The following is a 2,009-nucleotide window of genomic DNA, read 5'->3' on the forward strand; positions in this document are numbered from 1 at the left end:
GCTGCTATAACAAGACCATCTCCACCAAGGTCTACGACAGCCAGGGTAACGAGCACACCATGGATCAGTACTACGTGAAGACGGGTACCAATGCCTGGCGTGTCTATACCTACATGGACGGTCGCTCCCCGGCCAACCCTGCAACCACGCCTCCAGTGCCGATCACCGCTGACATCACTTTCAACTCCGACGGCAGCATTAACACGCTGACGGCGGGTGCCGGCTGGACCCAGACTGGCAACACGTTGACCATGACCGGTTGGGTGCCAGGTGCCATTACCAACGCCGCAACGATTCCTGTGACCTGGGGGCCGAACGGTTCCGTCGCTGCCACTGGCGGTATCGCGTTCAACATGGCGCTGACCACTTCTTACAACTCGCCAACCGCCCGTACCGCCCAATACCAGGACGGCTACGCCACCGGCCAGATCTCCAGCCTGACCATCGACGCCAGCGGCGTCATGACCGCCAACTTCAGCAACCAGCAAACCAAGGCCATCGGCCAGGTGGCTGTGGCGAGCTTCGCCAACGAGCAAGGCTTGCAGCCAATTGGCGGTACGCGCTGGAAAGAAACCTTCGCCTCCGGTGTGGCCGGTGTCGATGCGCCGAAGACCGGTACCCTGGGTTCGGTCGTGTCCAACTCGCTGGAAGAGTCCAACGTCAACCTGACCAACGAACTGGTTGATTTGATCAAGGCGCAGAGCAACTACCAGGCGAACGCCAAGACCATCTCCACCCAGAGCACCATCATGCAGACCATCATTCAGATGACTTGATGCTTGATAGTGCTGCATAAGAAACCCCTCGCAAGAGGGGTTTTTTCATTCTGTAGGAGCGAGGCTTGCCCGCGAAGAATGCACTGCGGTTTTTCAGGTATTACGCCTGGAGCGCCTACCGGCTCAGCTTATTGGCAAGCTTCGCAATCCGGCTCGTCGATGGCGCAGGCCTTCGGCACTGGAGCTGGACCGGCTGGGGCTGCCAGGACCGAGTCGTCACCGTGGTTGCCGCCGCTGGAAACAGCGTTCAGCTTACCGGTGTTGATGGTCGACTTCTCGGTGCTGGTTGCGGCCAGGGCACGGAGGTAGTAAGTGGTTTTCAGACCACGGTACCAGGCCATGCGGTAGGTCACGTCCAGTTTTTTGCCCGAAGCGCCGGCGATGTACAGGTTCAGCGACTGAGCCTGGTCGATCCACTTCTGACGACGGCTGGCGGCGTCGACGATCCACTTGGTGTCCACTTCGAAGGCCGTCGCGTAGAGCTCTTTGAGTTCTTGCGGGATGCGCTCGATCTGCTGCACCGAACCGTCGTAGTACTTCAGGTCGTTGATCATGACCGAGTCCCACAGGCCGCGAGCCTTCAGGTCGCGAACCAGGTACGGGTTGATCACGGTGAATTCGCCCGACAGGTTCGATTTCACATAGAGGTTCTGGTAGGTCGGTTCGATCGACTGCGACACGCCGGTGATGTTGGCGATGGTTGCGGTCGGTGCGATGGCCATGATGTTGGAGTTACGAATGCCTTTCTGCACACGGGCGCGAACCGGTGCCCAGTCCAGGGTTTCGTTCAGGTCAACGTCGATGTACTTCTGGCCACGCTGCTCGATCAGGATCTGTTGCGAATCCAGCGGCAGGATGCCTTTGGACCACAGCGAACCCTGGAACGTCTCGTAGGCGCCACGCTCGTCAGCCAGGTCGCAGGAAGCCTGGATCGCGTAGTAGCTGACCGCTTCCATCGACTTGTCGGCGAATTCGACGGCAGCGTCGGAACCGTAAGGGATGTGCTGCAGGTACAGAGCGTCCTGGAAGCCCATGATGCCCAGACCGACCGGACGGTGCTTGAAGTTGGAGTTCTTCGCTTGCGGCACCGAGTAGTAGTTGTCGATCACGTTATCGAGCATGCGCACGGCGGTGTTCACGGTGCGTTGCAGCTTGGCGGTGTCCAGCTTGCCGTCGACGATGTGGTGGTTCGGCAGGTTGATCGAGCCCAGGTTGCAAACGGCGATCTCGTCC

General features: G+C 59.5%; 2 protein-coding genes. One reads left to right on the forward strand and one right to left on the reverse strand.

Annotated features, from left to right (window positions below; translation table 11 throughout):
- Positions 1 to 776 (forward strand): flagellar hook-basal body complex protein (locus tag AC1DLB_RS30380; RefSeq protein WP_477786328.1); only part of this gene is annotated, 776 nt, incomplete at its 5' end.
- A gap of 128 nt (positions 777 to 904) precedes the next feature.
- Here the strand turns inward: AC1DLB_RS30380 and AC1DLB_RS30385 are convergent.
- Positions 905 to 2,009: ribonucleoside-diphosphate reductase subunit alpha (locus AC1DLB_RS30385; protein WP_477786329.1), on the reverse strand; the 1,105-nt coding region annotated here is incomplete at its 5' end.

Source organism: Pseudomonas sp. 05N434, from assembly GCF_056396965.1.